This window comes from Streptomyces sp. HUAS 15-9 (assembly GCF_025642155.1).
In the GTDB taxonomy this organism is placed as follows: Bacteria; Actinomycetota; Actinomycetes; order Streptomycetales; family Streptomycetaceae; genus Streptomyces.
This window is the reverse complement of the sequence record NZ_CP106798.1, coordinates 2934903-2955080: the sequence shown is the minus strand read 5'-3', so window position 1 is coordinate 2955080 and position 20178 is coordinate 2934903. Positions and strand designations below refer to the sequence as shown.

Annotated in this window: 18 protein-coding genes; 9 read left to right on the top strand and 9 right to left on the bottom strand. The window is 68.0% G+C overall.

Going from position 1 to position 20178, the window contains the following annotated elements:
* Positions 1-31 precede the first annotated feature (31 nt).
* The 4 genes from N8I87_RS13535 to N8I87_RS13525 all read left to right on the top strand — a co-directional run bounded on the left by N8I87_RS13535 (position 32) and on the right by N8I87_RS13525 (position 4168).
* Positions 32-1222 (top strand): ComEA family DNA-binding protein, encoded by a 1191-nt coding sequence (locus N8I87_RS13535; RefSeq protein ID WP_263208635.1) that lies wholly within the window; start codon positions 32-34, stop codon positions 1220-1222.
* On the top strand, positions 1219-2694 hold the full coding sequence (locus N8I87_RS44350) for a ComEC/Rec2 family competence protein (protein WP_411577224.1): 1476 nt from the start codon (positions 1219-1221) through the stop codon (positions 2692-2694). Before N8I87_RS13535 ends, N8I87_RS44350 begins: the two co-directional genes overlap by 4 nt.
* Positions 2616-3821 carry a ComEC/Rec2 family competence protein gene (locus N8I87_RS44345; RefSeq protein ID WP_411577223.1) on the top strand — a complete coding sequence of 402 codons (1206 nt, stop codon included), beginning with the start codon at positions 2616-2618 and terminating at the stop codon, positions 3819-3821. Before N8I87_RS44350 ends, N8I87_RS44345 begins: the two co-directional genes overlap by 79 nt.
* An 83-nt stretch (positions 3822-3904) precedes the next feature.
* Entirely contained in the window at positions 3905-4168 is a 264-nt protein-coding gene (locus N8I87_RS13525; RefSeq protein ID WP_263208633.1) for a hypothetical protein, read from the top strand.
* A 50-nt stretch (positions 4169-4218) separates the two neighbouring features.
* On the opposite strand, the gene N8I87_RS13520 is transcribed toward N8I87_RS13525, so the two are convergent.
* The 8 genes from N8I87_RS13520 to N8I87_RS13485 all read right to left on the bottom strand — a co-directional run bounded on the left by N8I87_RS13520 (position 4219) and on the right by N8I87_RS13485 (position 12685).
* Positions 4219-4437, bottom strand: coding sequence for a winged helix-turn-helix domain-containing protein (locus N8I87_RS13520; protein WP_263208632.1), 219 nt, complete (start codon positions 4435-4437; stop codon positions 4219-4221).
* Positions 4438-5160: 723 nt separating this feature from the next.
* Positions 5161-5418, bottom strand: coding sequence for a hypothetical protein (locus N8I87_RS13515; protein WP_263208630.1), 258 nt, complete (start codon positions 5416-5418; stop codon positions 5161-5163).
* Positions 5419-6282: 864 nt separating this feature from the next.
* Positions 6283-6477, bottom strand: coding sequence for a hypothetical protein (locus tag N8I87_RS13510; protein WP_263208628.1), 195 nt, complete (start codon positions 6475-6477; stop codon positions 6283-6285).
* A gap of 205 nt (positions 6478-6682) precedes the next feature.
* Positions 6683-7504, bottom strand: coding sequence for a hypothetical protein (locus N8I87_RS13505; protein WP_263208626.1), 822 nt, complete (start codon positions 7502-7504; stop codon positions 6683-6685).
* A gap of 276 nt (positions 7505-7780) precedes the next feature.
* Complete coding sequence (locus N8I87_RS13500) at positions 7781-7987, bottom strand: hypothetical protein (protein WP_263208625.1); 207 nt, start codon at positions 7985-7987, stop codon at positions 7781-7783.
* Positions 7988-8365: 378 nt separating this feature from the next.
* Positions 8366-10006, bottom strand: a complete 1641-nt coding sequence (locus tag N8I87_RS13495; protein WP_263208624.1) for a DNA primase family protein — start codon at positions 10004-10006, stop codon at positions 8366-8368.
* An 850-nt stretch (positions 10007-10856) separates the two neighbouring features.
* Positions 10857-11039, bottom strand: a complete 183-nt coding sequence (locus N8I87_RS13490) for a hypothetical protein (protein WP_263208623.1) — start codon at positions 11037-11039, stop codon at positions 10857-10859.
* Positions 11036-12685, bottom strand: coding sequence for a recombinase family protein (locus tag N8I87_RS13485; protein ID WP_263208621.1), 1650 nt, complete (start codon positions 12683-12685; stop codon positions 11036-11038). Before N8I87_RS13485 ends, N8I87_RS13490 begins: the two co-directional genes overlap by 4 nt.
* Positions 12686-12952: 267 nt before the next feature.
* Between N8I87_RS13485 and N8I87_RS13480 the strand changes: the two genes are divergently transcribed.
* From N8I87_RS13480 to holA, 3 genes are all read left to right on the top strand, one after another.
* Positions 12953-13792, top strand: a complete 840-nt coding sequence (locus tag N8I87_RS13480; protein ID WP_263208620.1) for an arylamine N-acetyltransferase family protein — start codon at positions 12953-12955, stop codon at positions 13790-13792.
* A 34-nt stretch (positions 13793-13826) separates the two neighbouring features.
* Positions 13827-14072 (top strand): hypothetical protein, encoded by a 246-nt coding sequence (locus N8I87_RS13475; protein WP_263208618.1) that lies wholly within the window; start codon positions 13827-13829, stop codon positions 14070-14072.
* Positions 14073-14138: 66 nt separating this feature from the next.
* Positions 14139-15125: a DNA polymerase III subunit delta gene (gene holA, locus N8I87_RS13470; protein ID WP_263208616.1), complete on the top strand. Its 987-nt coding sequence runs from the start codon at positions 14139-14141 to the stop codon at positions 15123-15125.
* 514 nt (positions 15126-15639) lie between these two features.
* Here the strand turns inward: holA and rpsT are convergent.
* Positions 15640-15906 carry a 30S ribosomal protein S20 gene (gene rpsT / locus N8I87_RS13465; protein WP_015660447.1) on the bottom strand — a complete coding sequence of 89 codons (267 nt, stop codon included), beginning with the start codon at positions 15904-15906 and terminating at the stop codon, positions 15640-15642.
* A 220-nt stretch (positions 15907-16126) separates the two neighbouring features.
* Between rpsT and lepA the strand changes: the two genes are divergently transcribed.
* Positions 16127-18001, top strand: a complete 1875-nt coding sequence (gene lepA, locus N8I87_RS13460; RefSeq protein WP_263208608.1) for a translation elongation factor 4 — start codon at positions 16127-16129, stop codon at positions 17999-18001.
* Between the two features lie 271 nt (positions 18002-18272).
* Complete coding sequence (locus N8I87_RS13455; RefSeq protein WP_263208607.1) at positions 18273-20147, top strand: AMP-dependent synthetase/ligase; 1875 nt, start codon at positions 18273-18275, stop codon at positions 20145-20147.
* Positions 20148-20178: the final 31 nt, after the last annotated feature.

Below are 20178 nucleotides of genomic sequence, written 5' to 3'. Positions count from 1 at the left end.
GCGAATCGGCGGGATGTCCGATCCTCGTCGCATGGCACTTCGATCACGCACCCGCATCTCGTCCGCGACCAGCGGCCCGGGCCGCGCTCCCGCCTCCGACGGCCGCACCCGCCACCGCCGTTCACCGGCCCGCCACGACACCCACCCCCGAGCCCGGCACCGCTCGGCACCGGCGGAGGAACTGCGCCGCCGCGCGGAACTGCTCTTCGGCGAACGCGCCGTGCAGTGGCGGGAGTCGGGGAACGCGCCGCCGGGGCGGGGGGTGTGCGCGGACACGGTGAGGGTGACGGGTACGGCGCCGGGGTTGAGCCCGGTGCAAAAGGCGAGCCCGGTGCAGGTGAACCCGGTGCACAGGGTGAGCCGGGACGAGGACGGCACCGTTCTGCCCGACACCGACACCGACACCGACACCGACACCGACACCGACACCGACGCTGACGCCGAACGCGCGGTGCCGGACTGGAGGGAGCGTGCCGGGCTCGCCCTGCGTGAGCGGATGCCGATGTGGCTGCAGGTCAGGTGCGGCCTGGAACGGCGGGGCGTGGTCGCGCTCGCGGTGCTCCTGGTCGTCGCCGCGGTGTTCGCCGTGCAGCACTTCTGGGCCGGCCGTACCCAGTCCGTCAGCGCGCCCCAGGTGGTACGGGCGGAGGCTCCGTACCGGAAGGAGGACAAGAGCGAGGGGGACGGGCAGGCCGGGCAGGGCGGGAGGTCCGGGTCCGGGGGTACCGATGGGGACACCGGCGGCGGCGCTCCGGGGGCCGCCGGGACGGACATCGTGGTGGACGTCAGCGGCAAGGTCCGCGACCCGGGGATCCAGCGCCTGCCCGCCGGTTCACGGGTGGCCGACGCGCTGCGGGCGGCGGGCGGAGTGCGCCCCGGCACCAGCACCGAGGGCCTCAACCGCGCGCGTTTCCTCGTGGACGGCGAGCAGGTCGTCGTCGGCGGTCCCGCACCGGCTCCGGGGCCCGGGACGGGCGGCGTCACCGGCTCCGGACCGGCCGGCTCCACGTCGGTCGCGCAAGGACCCTCGGCCCCGGTCTCCCTCAACACGGCCACCACGGACCAACTCGACACCCTGCCCGGCGTCGGCCCCGTGCTCGCCCAGCACATCGTGGACTACCGCACCCAGCACGGCGGCTTCCGCTCGGTCGACGAACTGCGCCAGGTCAACGGCATCGGCGACCGACGCTTCGCCGATCTGCGGAATCTGGTGCGGCCATGAGCCAGGTGTCCGGCGACCGCAGCAGTACCGGCCGGGTGGATGTGCACGCCGCCTCAGGAAAACGGCTGGGCGCCGCGCACCCGCGGCAGGAAGGCCCGACGGACCTGCGCCTGGTACCGCCCGCGCTCGCGGCCTGGGCGACGGCGGCGCTGACGCTCGACACGCCGCCCGCCCGGATCGCCGCCCTCGTGGCCGCATGCCTGATCACAGCGTGCCTCCTCCTGGCGTCGGGAAGACGCGGACGACCGGGCGGACGACGCCACACGGACGACCGGGCGGCTCCCCTGCCCGCACCGACGAGGGCATGGTCCGCCTGGGTGCGGCCCCTGTCGCGTACCGCGTCGGCCGCCGTATTGCTCTGCGTCGCTGCGGCCGCCGTCTCCGCTGGGCTGCATGGAGCGGATCTGCGTCGCGGGCCCGTGCCCGTGCTGGCCCGGCAGTACGCCACTGTGACCGCCGAGGTCGAACTCGGCTCCGATCCCTGGCTGAGCAGGCCCCGGGTGAGAGGGGATCACGTGGCTCCGCTTGCCGTCCTGATCCACGCGGAGGTGCGGAGCGTCGAGGAGACCGACGGGACGGCCGTGACGACGCGGACACCGGTGCTGATGATCGTCGACGGCGATGTCCCCCCACCGGAGTCGGCGGCCCGAACCGCCTCGGCCCGGCCCCAGGGGCGTTCGGCCTGGCTCGGGCTGTTGCCCACGACCCGGCTGCGGGTGAGCGCGCGGCTGGCGCCCGTGATGACGAGCGGGGACCGGACCGCGGCCGTGCTGCGGGTCACAGCGCGGCAGGTGCCGGAGATCGTGGCGGGGCCGAGCGGGCCGCAGCGGCTGGCGGGACGGTTGCGGGCCGGGCTGCGCGAGGCCACCGACGGGCTGTCGGCGGATGCCCGTGCGCTGCTTCCGGGGCTGGTCGTCGGGGACACCTCACGGATCACGCCCGAGCTGGACGAGGCGTTCAAGGAGACGGACCTGGCGCACACGCTCGCTGTCTCCGGCAGCAACCTCACGATCCTGCTCGCCCTGCTCCTCGGACCGCCCGGCCTGGCCCAGCGCGTGGAGCGCCGCGGGATCGCCCCGCGCCTCGGCATCTCGCTGCGGGCCACCGCGCTCCTCGCGGCGGCGCTCACGACCGGGTTCGTCGTCGTGTGCCGGCCGGACCCGAGCGTGCTGCGGGCCGCGGCCTGCGGATCGGTGGCGCTGCTCGCCCTGGCGACGGGACGCCGCAGATCGCTGGTCCCGGCGCTGGCGACGGCCATCCTGCTGCTGGTGCTGTACGACCCGTGGCTGGCCCGTAGTTACGGGTTCCTGCTCTCGGTGCTGGCCACCGGCTCGCTGCTGGTGCTCGCGCCGGGCTGGAGCGCGGCGCTGCGGCGGCGCCGGGTGCCCGGGAGTTGGCCGAGGCGCTGGCGGCGGCCGCCGCGGCGCAGGCCGTGTGCGCGCCGGTGGTCGCCGTGCTGTCGGCGCGGGTGAGCCTGGTGGCGGTGCCCTGCAATCTGCTCGCCGAGGCGGCGGTCGCACCGGCCACGGTGCTCGGGTTCGCGGCGCTCGGGTCGGCACCGGTGGCGATACCGGTGGCCAAGGCGCTGGCGTGGTGCGCGAGTTGGCCTGCCGGATGGATCGCCGGGGTGGCCCGGGCCGGGGCCGCGCTGCCGGGCGCGGGAGTGGACTGGCCGGGCAGCTGGCCGGGGGCGCTGATGCTCGCCGTGGCCACGGTGGTCCTGGTGTGTGTCGGCCGACGGCTGCTGCGGCACCTGTGGTGGTGCGCCGTGTGCGGGGCTCTGCTTCTGCTCGTGGTGGTGCGGCCGGCACCGCTGACCCGGGTGATCACGGGCTGGCCGCCACCGGGCTGGCGGTTCGCGATGTGCGACGTGGGACAGGGGGACGCGACGGTGCTGGCGGCGGGGGAGGGCACGGGGGTGGTCGTGGACGCCGGACCCGATCCGGCGCTGGTCGACGACTGTCTGCGGGAGCTCGGCATCACCCGGATCCCGCTCGTGGTGCTGACCCACTTCCACGCGGATCACGTCACGGGACTGCCCGGTGTGCTGCGGGGGCGTGCGGTGGGCGCGATCGAGACGACCGGCTTCGAGGAGCCCGCGGACCAGGCCGAGTTCGTACGCAGGGAGGCGGCGCGGCGGCACATTCGGCTCACCCATGCCGTCGCCGGGGAGGAGGGGCGCACCGGTGGGCTGTCCTGGCAGGTGCTGTGGCCGCCGCCGAGCTCGGCGGTCCCTGATCCGGACGGCCCCAACGACGCGAGCGTGGCGATGCTCGTGCGCTCGGCCGGGCTGCGGATGCTCCTTCTCGGGGACCTCGAACCCCCGTCCCAGCAGGCGCTGTTGAGATCGCCGACGGCAGCCGAGCTGGGCGGTGTGGATGTGCTCAAGGTCGCCCATCACGGTTCGGCCTACCAGGATCCGGACCTGATACGTCTGGCGGCCCCGCGGCTGGCGCTGATCTCGTGCGGTGCGGACAACCCAAAGGGTCGTGACTTCCAGTTATACCACAAAGTCCCTGGTCAGAGCGGCGAATCGACGTCGGGAAGGGTGTCGTCAGCGCCCGAACTCGCGCGCCCGAGCGGGCAGTTACCGGCATAGCCTGAACAGGCCAGAAAAGCAGTGCCCCGGCGGGAAGGGTGAAGGCTTCCGCACCGGGGCTTACCGACTGGATTGGAGTCGGCATGACGGAGCCTAGCGTCACGGACGAGACACCGGAGTACGCGGAAACCCACATCATCCGAGCGGCGCGCAACGATGCCGCCTACGCACTGACCATGGCGCTGCGCCCGGAAGTCTCACGCGATGATCTCTGCCTCCTGGTCCGCAAGTTGGCCGGTGCCGTACAGGACGTTGTCGGCGTGGCGGAAATGCGCGGGGAACGGCTCAACGCTCCGGTGGCAAGGGCACTGGAAGAAGCCTTGCGCGCGGCTCTGAGCCAGCGCTGACCAGAAGTCACACAGGGGCCCGATTCTCGCCAGGCGGCAGGGGTTGGGCCTTACTGCTGCTCGACCACAAACGACCCCTTGTGCGGCAGGGTCTCGATACGCCCCTGTTCCCGCAGCTCCCTCAGCGCACGCCGCACTGTGTGATCAGCCACGCCGTATTGCTGGGCAAGACGCAGGATCGACGGCAGGGCAGCGCCAGGGGGGATGCGTCCCGACTCAATATCAGCGGAGATCGCTCGGGCTACTCGCTGCCATTCGTACTCAGCCATACGACCAGGTTCGCCCGGTCCACCGTGGCGCGCATTTGCAGACCATGGCCCAGCGTGGTTATCCGTGGCGTACCGTGGTGTATCCGCAACAGAAAGCGGCCCCCGCTCCGCTGGACTGGCGAGAACAGCGAGGCAGGGGCCTACCGACTGGATTGGAGTCGGCATGGAGAGACTACGGCCCTTGGGCAGCGACCCAGCGACGGGGAAGACGGCGTACGCCCTCACGGAACCAGGCGGGGCGCTGGAGAAAGCAGCCGACGTGTTCGCGCTGGAGTCGGCCACGGCATGGCACAGCCTTGCTTCCGCCATGGTGGACGGAGGAACCCTCAGCGCTGATGAAGCAACCTTCGTACTCACGCGGGTAGTTGAGTCCCTCGGTGAGGTGATCCAGGTTGCTGCGCGGGGCGTTGCCAACAACCCGGCCCCTGATCTCCTGGCGTACGGCGAGGCAGGGCGAGACATTGGCGCAACGATGCGAGACATGAGGGCGTAGCCCAGAAACGCCAGAACGGCCCCTGTAGCCGCTGAACACCCAACTCGGGTAGTCGGCGGCCACGGGGGCCGTTACGCGCCCTCAGGCAGGTGCACAGCGCGATGCACACCAGTCGGCAGCAAGCAGCGCAAGTGCAGTCTTCATAACGAGGTTTGGGCTCAGTTCCATTTCGCTGGCCAGAGTCAGCATCTCCGCCAACTCTTCATCCGTGAGTCTCACTCGGACTCTTGTCACGCTGTCTCATCCTTCCGGCCGACAAGCGGCCTCTTGTGCTCGAACGTGAATCCCTCGGCGCTGAGGTGAGTCTCAACCTGAATCAGGCCACCAGGGGCCCCCACAGCGCGCAGTGCGTGAGCATCACGGCAGAGGGCGTCATAGGCCACCAGGGCAGCGCGCAGAGTCTCATTCGCGTTGCGTCCGCCGTGAGCTAGCCGGTCGAGAATCTCGGCGTGTTCGTCGCTGAGTCTGAGCGTCACCTGACGGGTCATCAGGAACCCTCCACTCGGCAGCGCAGGCAGGACGTATCAGGCTGCACGCCGAAATCGTGACGCTCACAGATAGACCAGCCGGACACATCACCCTCGGGCCACGGGCCGAAAGCAGGGCGATTCTCGGCGGATTGCGGCGCACTCTGCTGCGCTGAGGCTGCTCGACGTCGTGACTGGCTCATTAGGCGGGCCACCCTTCCAGCGCGTAACCGGCGGCAGCAAGCGAACCGGGGGTGAGTAGGAGAGTCTCGGAAATGCGGCGCACCTCGGTTAGCTGGGCGGCATTCACGCTGGTTCCCAGTGCCTCTAGCTCTACGAGCAGCGCGACCATTCCCCGGCAAGCGTCGTCCCATAGCGTCGCTGACGGGCCACGCCACAATTCGGCCCACCGGGCTATCTGGTCATCGGTCCAGGATTCCGCGCGGGCAGGTGGCAGGGGAACGGGCAGGGTGCACTCAGCGGGTAGGGTTGTGCGTCGCTGGCCAGGGGCAGAACGGCCACGACGCAGGTTCTCAGAATTGGCCACGGTGAGTTACCTCCTATCGATTACGGATTCATTGCGAACACGGGTTTTTGAACACGCTGCGTATTTTTCCCCGAGTGCACCCCTGACCGCCCTCCGAGGCGTTCAAGAGGGGTTAGGGGTCAAAGGGTGCACCCCCACCCGTACCGCCCGAATCGGACATGCGGGACACTACGCAAGGTGACACAGCCGGCGGTTACACTCCGCGATCGTTCCAACCACCAGGCTGGTTGCGTGCCGTCTCGCGTGAGTGGTGGGCGGAAGCACGTACGAAAGTTCGTAAGGCAAGGGGCCCTGAGAATCGCTCAGGGCCCACATTCAGGGGGTGCGCTACTCGGCGCTCAGACGGCCAGGAGAGCGTCTAGGCGCCCCTCCTGCTTGGCCTTGACGATTTCCTCGGGCACCATGCCGTCGAGTTCCTCGCGCGTTAGCTGTCGCGTGCCGTCTGTGAGCCGTTCGGCAGCATCGCGGGCAGCCTTACGCCGGATGGCATCTGCCGCTTCCGGGGCCATTTCTCGCCCGTCCGGCCGGCGCATGACAGGGTCCTCAAAGGCAGCACCAGGGACGCCCATAAGGGCATTCAGGCGCCCCTCTCGCTTCGCTGCCACAATCTCAGCAGGCGAAAGCTGCGCTAGTTCATTGCGGCTGATCTGCTCGTGTGGGTCAGGCATGTGATCTCCAGGGTCAGGCACGTACGGGGGCCACCCGGCGCGCAGCCAGGTGACCCCAGTTCAGCGCGTACTACAGGGCGTCAGGCAGCGAAATCGGGTATTCCGCTGGCTCCTCGGCCGGGTAGCCATCGAGGTACTCCGCGATTTCGTCAGCCTTGACAAGACCGGCAGCAAAATCTCGCGTGACGGACACCACCCGCCCATTGCGCAGCTTCACACGACGCTGCAATGGGGGCACGCCATCCTTGGCCGGGTCACCGCCGTACCTGACCGTCTCCCTGTCCGGGAGATCCCACGCGCCCAGCGAATCAAGCACGGCGGGAATGTCCGCAACAGCAGCACGAGCAGCACCGAACGCCGGGGGAGAACCGGCAGCAAGCGGAAGCACGGCAACCGGAGTGCCTGTGGTCAGAGCCTTCAGCACGCTGACAGCAGCCGTCGAATCGACCAGACGCTTATGGGCGGCATTGACTGCCGTCTCAGCCTCGCTGAGCGCTGCCAGGTAGTCGGCGTAGGCAGGATCGAATGCGGCCTTCACAGCGCCGTACAGGTGGCGGCGTACCGCCTCAGAGCGCAGCGCCACAGTCAGCGCAGTACCGGCCCGATAGCGGGCATCCTTGGCGATGAGTAGAGCCTGCTCGACGCTGTGCAGCTTCGCGAGAATTTCCCGCTCATGCGCATCCGCACTGCCGGGGGTCTTGCCAGCCAGGACAGCAGCCTTGAACTCCTCAGCGTCGCGCAGCTTGGCAGCGTGGAGCGCGCCCGCAAGTTCACGCCCCTCGCGCTGAAGACGGATCACGTTGTCGTTTGCAGCGCGCCAGGTATCCGCCTCAGCGTGAACGGACTTGGGCAGGTAGCTATTCGGCGGCAGGCTAAGGATGGGATCAGACATGTGCAGCTTCCTTTTCAGTTGGCGCCGGTCGGCGCATAGATGTCAATCTCGTGGGCAGTGCGCTTGACGTAGCCGGGGCCCGAAACAGCATCTCGGCGCAGGGCACAAGCGCCGGTATGAGTCGGTCCGTGAGTCCAGTGCGGCCGCTGGTGCGGGGTATGACGCAGGGTCACACGGGACAGGCAGCGCGGGCACATAAACGGGGCGCCATTGGTCGGTGCATCGTCGGCGCTGTAAATGGCAGCGTGAGCCAGCGATAGGGCGTAGAGCACGGGATTACCCCCGGCTGGCGTAAAAGTTCGCCAGGGAGCCAGTACGGGCCGCGAGCAGGTCAGCGTGCGCCTGTATCAGGTCGGCGAAAACGCCGATTGCCTCGTTACTCGGGTTGTCCTGCGCGAGCAGATCACGCCCCACCTTTTCGATCAGGTCCGAAATCAGGTGCCGTTCGCGGACAGGGCGCGGGGGCGGTGCAATCTCGGTCATGGTGGGTTCCTATCGGGTGGTGTAAATAGCGACGCTGGCCAGTGCGCAGAACAGCGCGAACGTGTTGAGGATGGCGAGCAGCATGTGTACTCCGTTTGCAGAGCGGGATGGGTGGCAGGAACGGGGCGCAGGGCCGTGACCAGCGGGTATATCCGGGCCGGCGAGGGGTGGCGGTTCGCATGTGCGCTGGTCGAGCGGGCAGGAACCACATACGAAAGTTCGTAGGTGGTGTGCGGGTTGATCAGGCAAAGGAGACGGCGGATGGGTGGGTAGCTGTTCGGGTGTCCCGGGGTACCTAGGCCGTTCCTATAGGGATTGAAAAAAAATCCCTAGAACGACCTCAACACCCCGGGACAAGGGGACGCATGACGAATCGACCTACCCCGCTGTGGGGCGTAGCCCGGTTACGAGTCGCTCACGGCTCTTCACCTGGTGCTCAGTGAGTACACCGTCCGGGCATTGCACGTCCCATCCGCTGGTGCGCACGCTGCTGTCCTGTTTCTCGACCTCACCGGTGATGAACCACTCATGCTGCCGGGCTCGTGTCCAGAACAGTCGCTCTCCCCACTTACGGATACCTCGCTCTTCAGCCCAGCGAGCAAAGTGGGTGTACACATCGGTGGACCGCACGGCCGTTTCCTGGTCAAGCTCATAGTGTTCGTCCAGGAATCGCGCAGCGTGATTGGCCTCATACCTCCAGCGCGTGGTGTCTGCCTTGACGCTGTCGGGTGCCGGGGGGATTACCTCTCCGCTGTCGTACCAAGCAATCGCGCCATCGATGATCCAGGACAATGCGGCCTCATGCTGTCCGTCCTTACCCGCAAGAATGCGTTCCTTTAGGGTTGGGTCCCGGGGGTGCTCCGGGTCGCTGCCATCGAATGTGAACGGAAACATGACCAGCGCAAGGCGGCGCCATGTTCCGTAGTCCACAGCGTCTACCTGCACCTCGTAGTTCGTGGTGACGAACAGCGAATGCGTGGCGTCCCAAGTGACGTTGTCCTGACCGATGAAGCGGGCCGTCATGTTGCTGGTTCCCGCAGCTTTCTTGAGCCGCTGGGCATTCAGGTAGTCACCCTCGGGCAGTTCCTCGATGTATGCGAACCGCGCGCCGAACAGCGTCATCATCTCTGTTGGGTGATCGCTGGGGGAAGCCAGCAGCACCTTGTCTGGCACCATCACGCTGAAGTCGCCCAGCGCGTTGGTCACCCCATCGAGGATGGTGGACTTGCCGTTGGCTCCGCCACCCCGCAGGAAGGGAACTACAGCATCCTGAGTGGCGTATCCGGTCGCTGCCTGGCCAAAACGGATTTGCATCCAGTCGGCCACCTCAACGGGCAGCGCAGTGAGGGCGGTTTCCCAGTCAGGGTGCGTGTATCCCGGCTTGTAGTCCACTTCCGTAACCTTGGTGAACAGCAGTGCCGGATCATGCGGGCCTAGTTCCCCAGTGCGGAGATTGACCACACCATTGCCTACGTTCAACAGGTCGGGATGTCCGTCGAAATCAGCCTGGTCACGCTCCAGTACGCCGCGCGCTACCCGTTGAAGACTCGCCACCTTGCCAGCGAAACGGAGGGCGTTGAGTTCCTTCACGCGCCTGTCCCGCATGGCATTCGCTGCTGATAGTGCCGCCTTACCCTCCTCCTCCCTCGTTTCAGAGAGTTTGGCAGCATCCGCCGTAGCCTTGCTGTGCCGCTCGTTCGTTGCCGTTATCTCGCTGACGTACAGGCGCAGTACTGCGCGCCTCACAGCGTCGAACACAGCGGAGTCAGAGCAGCGTGCCCAGCGTCGGCCATCCCAGCGGGACCACGCGTTGCGACCCCATGCGATGAACTCTCCGCTGAGGTACTCACGCGCAATGCGCTCGCCGAGGTGGATCTCAGATAGGTCGCTGTCCCGGTAGCCCTCGCTGTGCTCGGGCACCTCAGTACCTGACAGTATGTCAGAAACAGGTTCGGCGGGATAGAACAGCTTCCCCTCATCGCTCAGGAAGAATTCGCCCAGGTTGTGAAGCTCGCTCATCGCTGCACCGCCGGGACGAGGTTGTACACGCGGCCCGGATTGGCGCTGGCATCGTAGATCAGGCGCCCATTGCGCCAGACATCTACGCAGTGTGCTACGCGGTGACCGTAGGCCGTGTGAGCGTCAGCGGCGGAAGGTCCTGCGCCGTGAATGTGGGTGCGCTGGCAGTAGGGGCACTTGATGCGGAAGGTCCAGTGCTCATCCTTGTGCGCTGGGCTCACTAGGCGTGCGGGGACGTCTGGGATTTGGTGGCTCATGCCTGTTTCCTCTTTCATTGGTTCCTACCTTGGCCGGTAGTTCAGGGGGTGGCGTAGCGCCGGATGGTTGGGAAGCTGAGCCCCGTAACGCGCCGGATTTCCTCTTGGGTCATCCGTGCCTTTGCGCTGGGCATCAGTTCGTGCAACTCAGCCTCAGCCGCCGCTAGTTCGTCGCGCAGTCGCATTCGACGGGCGCCAACTGCCCTTACGCGCTCTGTGATTTCGTCCATGGTGTTACCTCCTTCTGCTTACTGAGCCAGGGCAAAGCAAGAGCCCCAATCGCAATGACTGAGGCTCTGCTCTGACCACCGGCCAAGGTGGGTCTCTACCTATCTGAGAGGGAGTCGAACGCACACCGCTGGAAGGCTAAAACCCGCTGACCTGCACGCATACCTTTTGCGGCATTTTCAGACTTTGCCAATGCTTTACCATGTGGGTCATTCCGGCGAACGTGTCTCTCTCAATGGGTCCTGAGCGGGTCGAACGCGCGGCCCTACCTGTCCGCTCAGCGCCCGTGTGAGGACAGCAGAGAGCCCCACCCGCCAGATCCACCAGGGACCCAGCGAGCGGGGCGCAGAACGGCGCTCAGGCGCCTACCCGGCCAGCGCCTCGGGGAAGCCACACAGCGCCGCTTGCAGCCGCTCCAACCGGTCTATGCGCTGGCGGGTGTAGACCGAGTCATCTCCGGCCGTCTGAGCGGCATACAGAGCGCCGAGCGTGCGTGTGATCCGGCGCCATTCGAGGGCGCGTTCCGTCTCTGCATCGAAAGTATTCACGCGTTCACCTGCCGCCCTGCGTCAGCGTCGCCGAGTAGCTCTGCAAGCTCGATGGAATCGGCCGCAATGTCGCCCGCTGCCCCAGCAAAGAACGGGTCTCGAACGCTGAAGTCAACGCGCCGCTCATCCAACTTGCGCCACCCGCCGCGCGTACCCCGGCTAACGCTCAGGTGCGCCCCAGCGTCCTGCATTAGTTGGCGCCTGCCTGCCGTGTCGGCTTTCGCCCAAAGCGTTGCGTAGGTCTTGCCAGTCCGAATCTCCTCGGTACGGGGCTCCACGCGCTCACGCGCTTCCAGATCAGCGAGGCGTGCGTCAAGGGCATCTGCGTGACGCTGCCACGCTGCCTTAGCTGCATTCGACTTGTGCCGCCCCTGTTGCGCCTGGTGCTCTTCGAACTCAGCGAGGGTGGCGTCAATCTCCGGCTGAGGGTCGTACCCGGGAATGGTGCGCGTCTGCGTGACTTCAAGTGCCCCGAGCATCCGCAGAAACTCGCGCTCCGCGTACTCCTCGGCCCATTCGCGTTTGATGATGGCCGGCGCATCGCACTTGCCACCCCTGGTATGTGCGCCGCACTTATAGGTTTCCGTCTTGCTGGTGCTCTTGCTGGAGGCCGACGGACGGTGCAGATACATGCGCTCCCCGCAGCTTTCGCAGTGAATGACCCGGAGCAAGAGCGCGACGGTGTCAACACGATCCGCTGGCTTGTTATCCACGGAGCGCTCGGCGAGAACGGCGCCGATAGCGTCGAACTCCTCGCGGGTGAGAATCGGCTCAGTGGTGGCCATGATGGGCGTACCTTCGCTGTCCCGTACGGGCCTGCTGTCGGTGACCTTCCAGCCCAACAGGCGCTCAGAGGTCAACAGTTCTTTGATGGCGCCGTGTCGCCATGTGAAGCGCCCACGAACCACCGTCTCACCGGCTTTGCCACCTGTCTTTCCGCCGGTTTCCCGTCCCTTCTTGAGGCTCCAATGGTCGCGGGATGACGGAATCCCGTCCTCGTTCAAGCCCCGTGCTATGGCTGCAAGGCTCTTGCCGGGAACGCCGTTGCTGGGGTCGCCCATGAGTTCCCGGATGATGCGCTCCAGGACTGCAACGGCTTCCGGGTCCTGCACCAGCGTGTGTCCGCCACCGTCGAGCGGCGCAGGCTCGTAGCCATAAGGCGGGCGGGAACCCCTCCAGCGAAGCGGCATGACGCGCATTGCTGCCTGCGCGCCGGTGACACGCTCGCGAATGGACTGAGCCTCCATCTGCGCGGCGAACGCGAATAGCGTGACCATGAGCTGAGCCATGGGGTCGAGCGGGTTACGAAAGTCGAGCACCAGCCGACCGCCCGGCCCCTCGGCGAATGCGATCATTTTGCGGTGCTCGCGCGCCCACGCAGCCAGGTTGTGCATGTCTTCCATGGACCGAACGGCGCGATCGAATCGCCAGAAGACCAGTGCGTCAAAGTCATTCGGCCGCCGGAGCCAAGAGCCCAATTCCGGGCGCTCAAAGGGCGTGGTCTTGCTGGCACTAACTCCGAGGTCTACGGCTTCCCGGTCAGCAAGGTCGATTCCCAGCGCTGCGGCTGCACCCCTGTTGGCTTCCCGCTGGCGCTCGGGGCTAGTGGTCTCATCAGTCAGTACGGACAGCCGGAGCGCAGACACGCCCCTGAGTTGAGTGTTCACGTGCGGTGTTGAGCGAGTCGAACGCGCGGCCCCTCTGACCTGCGGTGGTGCCCCCATGCTGGGTCTCTCCTAGAACTACTAGTCGAAGACCCTTCGGAAACCCGTACGGCCACCCGGCGCCCGGCACCGTGGCGGCGCTGCGTGCCGGAGGGGCGGTGGTGCTGCGTACGGACCGGGACGGGGCGCTCGCGGTCGTCGGGGCGGGCGGGGCGGACGGAGGGCTGCGGGTGGCGAGAGACTGAGTGCATGAAGAGAGCACAGGTCGATGCCTATCTCCGCCGTCTGGGTGCCGAGCGTCCAAAGCGGCCCACCGTCGAGGTTCTGCGGGACCTGCATGTGCGTCATCTGCGGGCCGTGCCCTTCGAGAACCTGTCGATCCACCTCGGCGAGGAGATCGTGCTGGAGGAGAAGCGGCTGCTGGACAAGCTGCTGGGGGCGCGAAGGGGCGGGTTCTGCTACGAACTGAACGGCTCCTTCGGGGCGTTGCTCGCCGCGCTGGGCTTCGACGTCGTCCTGCTCGCGGGGCGGGTGTACGGGGACGAGGGGCGGCTGGGGATTCCGTACGACCATCTCGCGCTGCGGGTGCGGGCGGTGGACGGGAGCGAGTGGCTCGCCGATGTGGGGTTCGGGGCGCACAGCCATGGTCCGCTGGCCTTCGCGGAGCGCGGGGAGCAGCTGGATCCCGGCGGGACGTTCCGGATCGCCGAGGCCGGGCCGGACGCCGCGGGGGTGGACGGCGGGGCAGGGGCGGCCGGTGCCGGGGACCTGGACGTGATGCGTGACGGGAAGCCCCAGTACCGCCTGGAGACCAGGCCCCGGGTGCTCGGCGACTTCGCGGCGGGGGCGTGGTGGCACAGCACTTCGCCGGTGTCGCACTTCACACGGTCGCTGGTCTGTTCGCGGGTGACGGAGGACGGAGGGAGGATCACGATCAGCGGGCGGGCGCTGACGGTGACGGGGGCCGACGGGACGAAGGAGGTGCGTGAACTGGGCACGGACGAGGAGGTCCTCGGGGTGTACCGGGAGCGGTTCGGGATCGGACTCGACTCGGTGCCGACGGTGCGGAAGCGGGGTCGGGACGACTGATTCGGGCACGGTTCGGGTGCCGGAGAATGACTCCGTGAGCGATGTGAGACACGTACTGGTGCTGCCCGACCGCGACGCGGCCGAGGAAGCCGTGGAGGCACTCGTGGAGCGCTTCGGGGTCGATGAGGAACCGCACCTCGTCCGCGATGCGCTGGCCGGTGAGGACGACGCCGAGGACGCGCAGTGGCTCGTGGTCCTGCGGGACGAGGGCGAGCGGCTGGACCCCGAGGAGCTGAACGCGTTCGCGGGGGAGTGGGACGGCTGGCGCGAGGAGCCGTAGGCCGGGTAGGCGCCCGCGCGTCGGTGGCGGGGTCCGTTGTCAGTGGCGCGTGGGATGCTTGTCGCGATGGCCAGGAAGACTGCGAATGACGACCCTCTCGCCCCGGTGACGCTCGCCGTGGGCCAGGAGGACCTCCTGCTCGACCGTGCCGTGCAGGAAGTGGTGGCCGCCGCCAGGGCCGCCGACGCCGACACGGACGTACGTGATCTGACCCCGGACCAGCTGCAGCCCGGCACGCTCGCCGAACTGACCAGCCCGTCGCTCTTCGCGGAGCGCAAGGTCGTGGTCGTACGCAATGCGCAGGACCTGTCGGCCGACACGGTCAAGGACGTGAAGGCGTATCTCGGGGCGCCCGCGGAGGAGATCACCCTCGTGCTGCTGCACGCGGGCGGAGCCAAGGGCAAGGGGCTGCTCGACGCGGCGCGCAAGGCGGGCGCGCGGGAGGTGGCCTGCCCGAAGATGACCAAGCCGGCGGACCGTCTCGCCTTCGTGCGGAGCGAGTTCCGCGGGCTCGGCCGGTCGGCCACGCCCGAGGCGTGCCAGGCGCTCGTCGACGCGATCGGGAGCGATCTGCGGGAGCTGGCGTCCGCGGTGACTCAGCTCGTCGCCGATGTCGAGGGGACGATCGACGAGGCCGTCGTCGGGCGGTACTACACCGGGCGTGCCGAGGCCTCCAGCTTCACGGTCGCCGACCGGGCGGTCGAGGGGCGTACGGCGGAGGCGCTGGAGGCGCTGCGCTGGTCGCTGGCCACCGGGGTCGCGCCGGTGCTGATCACCAGCGCGCTGGCCCAGGGCGTGCGGGCGATCGGGAAGCTGTCCTCCGCGCGTGGCGGCCGGCCCGCCGATCTCGCGCGGGAGCTGGGGATGCCGCCGTGGAAGATCGACCGGGTGCGGCAGCAGATGCGGGGCTGGACACCGGACGGTGTCGCGCTCGCGCTACGAGCGGTGGCCGAGGCCGACGCGGGCGTGAAGGGCGGCGGTGACGACCCCGAGTACGCGCTGGAGAAGGCGGTCGTGACGATCGCGAGGGCAGCCCGCTCCCGGGGCCGCTGACGGCGGGGGCAGGTGCTGCCTTGGCAGGCGGTGCTTCTCCGCTCCGGTTGCCGTACCCGCTCCCAGGCGACGCTGATGAGCGGGGGCACGCGCTGTCTTGGCTCGCGGTGCTCGTGTCGATCGCGCACGCGGTGCTTCTCCGTTCCGGTCGCCGTACCCGCCTCCCGGGGCCGCTGACGGCGGGGCCACGCGCTGCTTCGGCACGCGGTGTCCCTCCGGCCCACTCGCCGTGCCCGTTCACGAGGCGCCGGGGGAGACGTCCGGAGATCCCCCGGCGGGGGCACACTGTCCCCCCGACCACTCCCGAGTCACCGCCCCCGCCGGAGGCACCCGCGCATGCCGAAGGCCCCGCCGTCCGCCCCGGGGAAGGGTGAGGTGGCAGGGCCTTGGGATCAAGCTGGTGAGCTCATACCCGCGTGGCGAACGCAGGCCGCGTATGAGCTCGGGCTGCCGGTCGGGAGCGGATGAGAGAGGGCCCGCTCTGGGTCCGTCCGGCGGTCAAGTCGGAGTTGACTCAGCCCTTGAGGGAAGCGACCTTCGAAGCCAGCGCCGACTTCTTGTTGGCGGCCTGGTTCTTGTGGATGACGCCCTTCGAGACGGCCTTGTCGAGCTGACGCGCGGCAGCGCGCTGGTACTCGGTGGCCTTCTCGACGTCACCCGCGGCAGCGGCCTCGCGGGCCTTGCGGATCGCGGTCTTCAGGGAGGACTTGACGGCCTTGTTGCGCAGCCGGGCCTTCTCGTTGGTCTTGATCCGCTTGATCTGGGACTTGATGTTCGCCACGAATGAGCCTTTTCAGGTTCTGGCACGGGCCGCACGGGTCCCGCACCGATGATTTCTTGAAGATGCGCCTCGCGCTGAGAGGGCATGAGGCACAGCCACCCACGTTACCAGCGGCTCCCCGAGCGGCCCAAACCGGTCGCCGGTCCGCGCCCGTGGGACCATGGAGACTACGTATCGATCCGACCCGAGGCATAAGGCGCCTCAAGAGACAGGACCCTGCGTGCCCGCGACCCCTAAGAATGTGCCCGAGCCGAGCCGTACCGACCCGGCTCTGATCCGCAATTTCTGCATCATCGCGCACATCGACCACGGCAAGTCCACGCTCGCCGACAGGATGCTCCAGCTGACCGGTGTGGTCGAGCAGCGGCAGATGCGTGCTCAGTACCTCGACCGGATGGACATCGAGCGCGAGCGCGGCATCACGATCAAGTCCCAGGCCGTGCGTCTGCCCTGGGCCCCGACCGAGGGCCCCGACCAGGGCACGACCCACATCCTCAACATGATCGACACCCCGGGGCACGTCGACTTCACCTACGAGGTCTCGCGGTCGCTCGCCGCCTGCGAGGGGACCATCCTCCTCGTCGACGCCGCCCAGGGCATCGAGGCGCAGACCCTCGCCAACCTCTACCTGGCGATGGAGAACGACCTCACGATCATCCCCGTACTGAACAAGATCGACCTGCCGGCCGCGCAGCCCGAGAAGTTCGCCGAGGAGCTCGCCAACCTGGTCGGCTGCGACCCCGACGACGTGCTGCGGGTGTCCGCGAAGACCGGTGTCGGCGTGGACGCGCTGCTCGACAGGGTGGTCCGGGACATCCCCGCGCCGGTCGGCGTCGAGGACGCGCCCGCCCGCGCGATGATCTTCGACTCGGTGTACGACTCGTACCGCGGCGTGGTCACGTATGTCCGTGTCATCGACGGTCAGCTCAACAAACGCGAGCGCATCAAGATGATGTCGACGGGCGCCACCCACGAGCTGCTGGAGATCGGCACCAACTCGCCCGAGATGCTCCCGGCCGACGGCCTGGGCGTCGGCGAGGTGGGCTATCTGATCACCGGTGTGAAGGACGTCCGCCAGTCCAAGGTCGGTGACACCGTCACCAGCCAGGTCAAGGGTGCCACCGAGGCCCTCGGCGGTTACAAGGACCCGAAGCCGATGGTCTTCTCGGGTCTGTATCCGCTGGACGGCTCGGACTACCCCGAGCTGCGCGAGGCCCTGGACAAGCTCCAGCTGAACGACGCCGCGCTGGTGTACGAGCCGGAGACCTCCGCGGCCCTCGGCTTCGGCTTCCGCGTCGGCTTCCTCGGGCTGCTCCACCTCGACGTGGTGCGCGAGCGGCTGGAGCGCGAGTTCGGCCTCGACCTGATCGCCACCGCGCCCAACGTGGTCTACCGCGTGGTCATGGAGGACCGCAGCGAGCACGTCGTCACCAACCCGAGCGAATTCCCCGAAGGCAAGATCGGCGAGGTGTACGAGCCGGTCGTGCGGGCCACGATCCTGGCGCCGTCCGAGTTCATCGGCTCGATCATGGAGCTGTGCCAGACCAGGCGCGGCACCCTGCTCGGCATGGACTACCTCTCCGAGGACCGGGTCGAGATCCGGTACACCCTCCCGCTCGCCGAGATCGTCTTCGACTTCTTCGACCAGCTGAAGTCGAAGACGCGTGGCTACGCGTCGCTGGACTACGAGCCCACCGGCGAGCAGACCTCCAGCCTGGTCAAGGTCGACATCCTGCTGCACGGCGACAAGGTGGACGCCTTCTCGGCGATCACCCACAAGGACGCCGCGTACGCGTACGGCGTACGGCTCGTCGCCAAGCTGCGCGAGCTCATCCCGCGGCAGGCCTTCGAGGTGCCCATCCAGGCCGCCATCGGCTCCCGGGTCATCGCCCGCGAGACCATCCGCGCCATCCGCAAGGACGTCCTCGCCAAGTGCTACGGCGGTGACATCTCCCGTAAGCGGAAGCTGCTGGAGAAGCAGAAGGAAGGAAAGAAGCGGATGAAGATGGTGGGTTCCGTGGAGGTTCCGCAGGAGGCCTTCATCGCCGTCCTCTCCAGCGATGACAGCGCGGGGTCGGCCAAGGGCAGGAAGTAGTCGCGGTTACCGGCAGTAAGCGCCGGTCGCCCGGCCAAATGGGGCGCAAGGGGGGTCCGTCGTGCGAAAGCGCGGCGGACCCCTTCGCATGTGAGTGGTCACTCTCTGGAGGAAGTGACAGGCCGCCGCCTCTTACGAACCGGCCGGTCGGGCTCTACTCTGATCTCTGCTCGATAGTTACTCGCGAGTTAAACAACGGCGCTGAACCATACCCGTGAGTTGACCCAGCCGCACTGAGCCAGCCGCACCGTCGCGGGCCCCGGAGGATGTCGTGAGCGACACACAGACCCTGATCGAGAACCGCCCGCCGTCCGTGGCGACGCTGTTCCTGGACCGCGTGGCGGCCACACCGGACGCAGAGGCCTACCGCTACCCGGTACCGGCCGCGTCCGGCCAGGGCCCGGACGACTGGAAGTCGCTGAGCTGGGGACAGGCCGCCGAGCGGGTCTACGCGATCGCGGCCGGTCTCATCGAGCTGGGCGTGCAGCCCGAGCAGCGCGTGGCGCTCGCCTCCTCGACCCGCGTCGAGTGGATCCTCGCGGACCTCGGCATCCTGTGCGCCGGCGCGGCCACCACGACCGTCTACCCGCAGACCAACGCCGACGAGTCCGCGTTCATCCTCTCCGACTCCGCGAGCCGGGTGCTGATCGCGGAGGACGCGGCCCAGCTCGCCAAGGCCGTGGAGAAGCGCCATGAGCTGCCCGAGCTGACCCATGTGGTCGTCGTCGACGCGGCCGGCGTCGAGACCGGCGACTGGGTGCTCACCCTCGCCGAGCTGGAGCAGCGCGGTGCCGCGTATCTGGAGAAGCACCCCGAGCTGATCAACGAGCGGGTGGCGGCGATCACGAAGGACCAGCTCGCCACCCTCATCTACACCTCCGGCACCACGGGCCGCCCCAAGGGTGTCCGCCTCCCGCAGGACAACTGGTCGTACATGGCGAAGGCGATCGCCGCGACCGGGCTGGTCGGCAGCGAGGACGTGCAGTACCTGTGGCTGCCGCTGGCGCACGTCTTCGGCAAGGTGCTCACCTCCGGCCAGATCGAGGTCGGGCACGTCACCGCGGTCGACGGCCGGGTCGACAAGATCATCGACAATCTGCCGGTCGTCCAGCCGACGTACATGGCAGCCGTGCCGCGCATCTTCGAGAAGGTCTACAACGGAGTCGCGGCCAAGGCCCGTGCGGGCGGCGCCGCCAAGTACAGGATCTTCCAGTGGGCGGCCGGGGTCGCCCGTGAGTATGCCAAGGTCAGCCAGGACAACTTCCGGCGCACCGGCGCGCACTCCGTGCCCTTCGGCCTCGGCGCCAAGCACAAGATCGCGGACGCCCTCGTCTACTCCAAGCTGCGCGAGGCCTTCGGCGGCCGGCTGCGGGCCTGTGTCTCCGGCTCCGCCGCGCTCGCCCCCGAGATCGGCTACTTCTTCGCCGGCGCCGGTGTGCACATCCTGGAGGGCTACGGCCTCACCGAGTCCTCCGCGGCCTCCTTCGTCAACCCCGGCGAGGCCTACCGCACCGGCACGGTCGGCAAGCCGGTGCCCGGCTGCGAGGTGCGCATCGCGGACGACGGCGAGATCCTGCTGCGCGGGCCCGGCATCATGCAGGGCTACCACGGGCTGCCGGAGAAGACCGCCGAGGTCCTGGAGTCGGACGGCTGGTTCCACACCGGTGACATCGGTGAGCTGTCCCCCGACGGCTATCTGCGCATCACCGACCGCAAGAAGGACCTGATCAAGACGTCCGGCGGCAAGTACATCGCGCCGGCCGAGGTCGAGGGCCAGTTCAAGGCCGTGTGCCCGTACGTCTCCAACATCCTGGTGCACGGCGCCGACCGGAACTTCTGCACCGCGCTCATCGCCCTCGACGAGATCGCCATCCTCGACTGGGCCAAGGAGAACGGCCTGGCGGGCAAGTCGTACGCCGAGGTCGTCGCCGCCCCCGCCACCGTCGAGCTGGTCGAGAGCTACGTCAAGCAGCTCAACGAGGGCCTCCAGCGCTGGCAGACCATCAAGAAGTTCCGCCTCCTGCCGCGCGACCTGGACGTGGAACACGGCGAGATCACCCCGAGCCTCAAGCTCAAGCGCCCGGTGGTGGAGCGTGAGTACAAGCACCTGATCGACGAGATGTACGCGGGGACGCGAGAGGGCTGACCGTTCCCCGGCGGTGGGGCAGGGGCAGGGA